This is a genomic window from Clostridium sp. UBA2485, from assembly GCF_002341865.1.
Classification (GTDB): Bacteria; Bacillota; Clostridia; order Clostridiales; family Clostridiaceae; genus Clostridium_J.
In genome coordinates, this window is the sequence record NZ_DDOV01000075.1 from 21068 (window position 1) to 27067 (window position 6000).

The 6000-nt window shown below is 28.7% G+C and carries 5 protein-coding genes; all 5 read left to right on the forward strand.

Annotation, left to right across the window (positions count from 1 at the left end; translation table 11 throughout):
• The first annotated feature begins 200 nt into the window (after positions 1–200).
• Positions 201–734: an FUSC family protein gene (locus tag B3603_RS15595; RefSeq protein WP_291566587.1), complete on the forward strand. Its 534-nt coding sequence runs from the start codon at positions 201–203 to the stop codon at positions 732–734.
• A gap of 506 nt (positions 735–1240) precedes the next feature.
• The gene (locus B3603_RS15600) at positions 1241–1807 is read left to right on the forward strand and encodes a helix-turn-helix domain-containing protein (protein ID WP_291566589.1); all 567 of its coding nucleotides are present in this window, start codon (positions 1241–1243) and stop codon (positions 1805–1807) included.
• A gap of 5 nt (positions 1808–1812) precedes the next feature.
• The gene (locus tag B3603_RS15605; protein ID WP_291566591.1) at positions 1813–2715 is read left to right on the forward strand and encodes a trans-4-hydroxy-L-proline dehydratase activase; all 903 of its coding nucleotides are present in this window, start codon (positions 1813–1815) and stop codon (positions 2713–2715) included.
• A 5-nt stretch (positions 2716–2720) separates the two neighbouring features.
• A complete protein-coding gene (gene hypD / locus B3603_RS15610; protein WP_291566593.1) occupies positions 2721–5090 on the forward strand; it encodes a trans-4-hydroxy-L-proline dehydratase in 2370 nt (789 codons plus the stop codon).
• Between the two features lie 213 nt (positions 5091–5303).
• Positions 5304–6000 (forward strand): pyrroline-5-carboxylate reductase (gene proC / locus B3603_RS15615; protein WP_291566595.1); only part of this gene is annotated, 697 nt, incomplete at its 3' end.

Genomic DNA, 6000 nt, shown 5'->3' on the forward strand with positions numbered 1-6000 from the left:
AAAGGTGCCTTTTAAAATGAAATTAATATTTGAAGATTTGTTTAAAAGAAAAAATATTATTCGATAATTATTTTATGAAGAATTTTAAATAACCCATTATAAAAAAATATGGTATTATAAAATTAATTACGATTTTTAAATTTAGTATAAAGGATGTGAAGNNTCAAGATTTCTAAGACTGTTTTTAAGGAGAATTATTGATGAAAAGAATAGGCATGAGAAATATTAAGACAGCATTATCTGTAGGAATATGTATAATTCTTTTAAGAATATTAAGGTTTGATTCGCCTTTTTATGCTTGTATTGCAGCAGTTATAACAATGCAAACCACTGTTGAAAATTCTTTTCAAACTGGAAAGAATAGATTGATAGGAACAACCATTGGAGCTATTATAGGTATTATATTTTCTTATATTGCACCTCACAGTAGCATATTAACAGTAATAGGAGTGAGCTTAATTATATATATTACAAACATTCTTCATGAAAATAAATCTGCTAATATTGCTTGTGTAGTATTTTTAGCCATAATGATAAATCTTAAAACTACATCACCACTTCAATATGGGATTAATAGATTTATTGAAACTGCTATAGGCATTATAGTAGCTGTAATTGTTAACAGATATATTTGTCCTTACAATATAATTAAAGATGAAAACATAGAGAAGCTGCATAATGAAAATACTAAAATCATAAAGAATTACCCAGAAGAAGATGAAGATGCCAAATAAAATTAAAATTTTTAGATATTATTAATTATACTGAACTTTTTATAATATATTAAAAAATCTATCAAAAAATTATTAAAATTCAATTTAATATAAGATTTTTATTCATATAGGTGTTATAATATTTACATAAATAACATCTAATTATGCTTAAGATTGAGTTAATATATTTAATTTGTTAAAAATATAAGCTGCAGAATTTAGTTTATATGCATTAAAGTATAAAAATATGCTACTTTTAGTAAATATATAGTATATTTTAAAATACTATAATAATTCAAGGATTATGTTTTTACATAATCCTTGTTTAAATTATGGTAACATTTTAAAGAATTATTAATATACATTTAAAAAGTAGACTTTAAAGAGTGATTTGTTCATTATAATAAAAAATATAGTAAAAAATTTCATAAAACTATAGACAAGTTAATTTACTTAGAGTATATTGATAATTAAGAATAGTGTTAAAAAACAAACAATTCCTGTAGCGATAATAAAGAGGTGCGAAGTTGAAAAAGGATATTGGAAACAAAATAAAAGAATTGAGAGCAAACAAAAAGATGACACTAAGGGAATTAAGTGAAGGTACAGGTCTTTCTATTGGCTTTTTATCACAGCTTGAAAGGGGACTTACCAGTATTGCTACGGATTCATTAATGAAAATTGCAGAGGCTTTAGATGTAGATTTAAATTACTTTTTTTCAAGTCCAAAACGCAAAACAAGGATGATATTAAGAAGTTATGAAAAAGAGGTTTTTAAAATTGATAACAGTATGTTTATAAATTACAACTTAACTACTGATGGTCATGATAAAGAACTTTTACCAAGATTAATAGAAGTACTTCCAAATAATACAGATGAAAGTTTAAGTCAATATAAACATGAAGGAGAAGAGTTTGTATATGTATTAGAAGGAACATTAACTTTATTTATAAATAATGAACAATATGACTTATATCCAGGAGATAGTGCTCATTACAGTTCAGCAATTATGCATAATTATGCTAACTATACAAATAAGATGGTGAGAATTTTGGAAGTAAGCACTCCAAATCATTTTAAAGACAAGGAGTGATGTTATTGAAGAGTGCCTTAATAACAAATATACAAAAGTGTTCGGTACACGATGGTCCTGGAATACGGACTACCGTGTTTTTTAAGGGGTGTCCATTAAATTGTTTATGGTGCCATAATCCTGAAACACAAAGATATACAAAAGATATTATGTATAGCAATGAAAAGTGTTCATTTTGTGGGCAATGTGAAAAGAGATGTCCCAATCAGGCTATTTCAATTAGTGAAAAAATAGTGTCTACAAATTTAGAAAAGTGTGATTTTTGTGAAAAATGTATGGACTTTTGTATAAATAATGCTAGAGAAATTATAGGTAAAGAATATACAGTGGAAGAATTAATTAAAGAGATAGATAAAGATAAGATTTTTTATGAGGAATCCGATGGTGGAGTTACTTTATCTGGAGGAGAAGTGATGATGCAAATTAATTTTGTAGAAGCACTTGTTAAGAGGTGTAAAGATAAAGGTATATCTGTGGCAATTGATACCTGCGGTTATACAAATTTTGAGAATTATAAAAGAATATTAGATTATGTAGATATATTTTTGTATGACTTGAAATTAATTGATTCACAAAGGCATGAGGAGTTTATTGGAAAGCCAAATAAGCTTATAATAGAGAATTTACAAAAGCTTTGTGAATATGGAGCAAAGATCAATATAAGAATACCACTCATTGAAGGAATTAATACTGATGAGAATAATATTAATGAAACAATAAGATTCCTCCAAAGCTTAAATATTAAAGAAGTAAATTTATTACCATACCATGATATTGGCATGCACAAATATACAAAGCTGAATATGTTTTACAAACAGGAACACATGTCAAAACCTAGTGAGAAAAAAGTTGAAGAAATTAAAAAGGCTTTTGAAAAGTGTAATTATCATGTTAAAGTTGGAGGTTGAATATTATGGAAAGAGGTATAAATGAAAGGGTTAAGAAATTAAGAAAACAAAGCACAACTATAGCTCCACATATTTCTATTGAAAGGGCTAAGTTATTTACAGAAGCTTATAAAAAATATGAAGGTTCAGTTGAAGCTCCTATTTTAAGAGCATTAGCTTTAAAATATTTTATGGAAAACAGAGAGCTTTGTATAAATGAAGATGAATTAATAGTTGGAGAGAAAGGTCAAGGACCTCAAAGTGCACCAACTTTTCCAGAACTTTGCTGTCACACCATGGAAGATTTAGAAGTTATGAATTCAAGAGATAAAATATCTTTTAAAGTTAATGATGAAGTTAGAAAGATACAAGAAGAATTAATTATTCCATATTGGTGTAGCCGTTCAATAAGAGAAAAAATATTAGCTAATATGATAGAAGAGTGGAAGGCTTGTTATGAAGGTGGTTTATTTACAGAGTTTATGGAGCAGAGGGCACCGGGTCATACCGTTGCTGACGGAAAGATATATATAAAAGGATTTTTAGATTTTAAAGAAGATATAAGAAAATCTATTGAAAGTATAGATTATAAAAATGATAAAAAAGCATTTGACAAGAAAGTAGAGCTTGAAGCTATGACTATCTGTTGTGATGCTATAATTATATATGGAAAGAGATATGCTAAATATGCGAGAGAACTTGCTAATAAAGAAACTAATGAAAAGAGGAAATTAGATTTACTAACAATTGCAGAAAATTGTGATGTAGTTCCAGCCCATGCACCAAAAAGTTATCATCAAGCATTGCAAATGTATTGGTTTGTTCATGTTGGAGTAACTACTGAGCTTAATATTTGGGATGCATTTTCTCCAGGAAGATTAGATCAACACATCTATCCATTTTATGAAAAAGAATTAGAAGAGGGAAAAATAACTTCCGAAAGAGCAAAAGAGTTATTAGAGTGTTTTTGGATTAAGTTTAATAATCAACCGGCACCACCAAAGGTTGGAATAACGCTAAAAGAAAGTAGTACCTATACAGATTTTGTTAATATTAATACTGGTGGAATTACGGAAGAAGGATATGATGGAATTAACGATATAAGTTATCTAATTTTAGATACTATGGATGAGATGAAATTATTACAACCAAGCTCAAATGTTCAAATCAGCAAAAAGACCCCTAGTAAATTTTTGAAAAGGGCTTGTGAAATATCTAGAAAAGGATGGGGACAGCCTGCTTTCTATAATACTGAAGCAATAATTCAAGAACTTATGGAAATGGGAAAATCAATTGAAGATGCTAGGCAAGGTGGATCAAGTGGTTGTGTTGAAACAGGAGCTTTCGGAAAAGAATCTTACAATTTAACTGGATATTTAAATATACCTAAAATTCTTCAATTAACATTATATAATGGCTTTGATAAAATATCTGGTAAACAAATTGGATTAGAACTTGGATATGCTGAAGATTTTAAAACCTTTGATGAACTATTTGAAGCTTTTAAAAAGCAATTGCATTACATTGTTGATATAAAAGTTCAAGGAAGTAATGTAATTGAAGCTATATATGCAAAACACATGCCTTCACCATTTTTATCAATAATAGTTGATGATTGTATATCAAAAGGCATGGATTACAATGGTGGTGGAGCTAGGTACAATACAAGTTATATTCAAGGAGTTGGAATAGGAACAGTTACTGATTGTTTAACTTCAATAAAATATAATGTATATGATAAAAAAAGAATTGACATGAAAGAGCTTATTAAAGCTATGGATAACAATTTTGATGGATATGAAGCTATTCACAATATAGTTTTAAATAAAACTCCTAAATATGGCAATGATGATGATTATGCTGATAGTATAATGAAAGATATATTTATGTCCTTTTATAAAGAGGTAACAGGAAGACCAAATGTTAAAGGTGGAGTTTATAGAATAAATATGCTTCCTACAACCTGTCATGTTTACTTTGGAGAAGTAATGGGAGCTAGTGCAAATGGACGACTTAAATCTAAACCTCTTTCAGAGGGTATTTCACCAGAAAAAGGTGCTGATAGAAATGGACCAACAGCTGTTATAAAGTCAGCAGCTAAAATGGACCATTTAAAAACTGGAGGAACATTATTAAATCAAAAGTTTACGCCATCTGTTGTCAGTGGAAATGAAGGTCTTGAAAATATGTTTTCGCTAATTAGAGCTTATTTTAATATGGATGGACATCATATTCAATTTAACGTTATAGATAGAAAAACTTTAATAAATGCTCAAAATAATCCTGAGGAGTATAAAGATCTTATTGTTAGGGTTGCTGGTTATAGTGATCACTTCCATAATTTAAGTAAGGCACTCCAAGATGAAATTATTGAAAGAACAGAGCAAAATTTTTAGTGAAAGTTTAAAATAATTTATGAAAACAATTAGAAAGTATTATTTAGAAATAAATTTATTTATAGCAGTAATTCTACTATGAAGATATACCTTTCGGGAATAGCAGAGTAGTCTTTATTTCCGAAAGGTGAATTATTATATTATAATTTAATAACAATATCTATTATAAGACCTAATTTATAAATCATCTAGATATGAAAGCGAGGACTAATTATGAATAAGATAATTGGATTTATTGGCGCAGGAAATATGGGAAAAGCTATGATTGGTGGAATAATTAAGTCAAAGCTTGTAGAGCCAATGAAGGTTATAATTTCTGATTTAGATCAGAAAAAATTAGATACTATACATAATGAATTTGGAGTTTTAACTACCACGGACTCTAAGGAAGTAGCAAAAAAAGCGGATATAATTGTTTTAGCAGTTAAGCCAAATATTTATGATATAGTGATGAAATCTATAAAAGAGGATATCACTAAAGAAAAATTGATAGTAACTATAGCAGCAGGTAAAGCTATAGCAGATATAGAAGGAATTTTAGGTGAAGATACTAAAATTGTTAGAACTATGCCAAATACCCCAGCTCTAGTTAATGAGGGAATGTCAGTATTATGTGCTAATAAAAATACTACAGAAGAAGAATTAAAAGAAGTTAAGAGCATATTTGATAGCTTTGGAGAATCAGAAATACTTCCAGAGTATTTAATAGATGCGGTTATAGGTGTTAGTGGTTCAGCACCAGCTTATGTTTTTATGTTTATAGAAGCTATGGCTGATGGAGCAGTTATAGGTGGAATGCCAAGAGATAAGGCTTATAAGTTTGCAGCACAAGCAGTTTTGGGATCAGCGAAGATGGTTTTAGAAACAGGAAAACACCCAGGAGAGCTTAAAGATATGGTTTGTTCCCCAG

Bases quoted from the DNA above. Each gene is read 5' to 3' on its own strand.
- B3603_RS15595 (WP_291566587.1), top strand. From the start codon at position 201: ATGAAAAGAATAGGCATGAGAAATATTAAGACAGCATTATCTGTAGGA.
- hypD (WP_291566593.1), top strand. From the start codon at position 2,721: ATGGAAAGAGGTATAAATGAAAGGGTTAAGAAATTAAGAAAACAAAGC.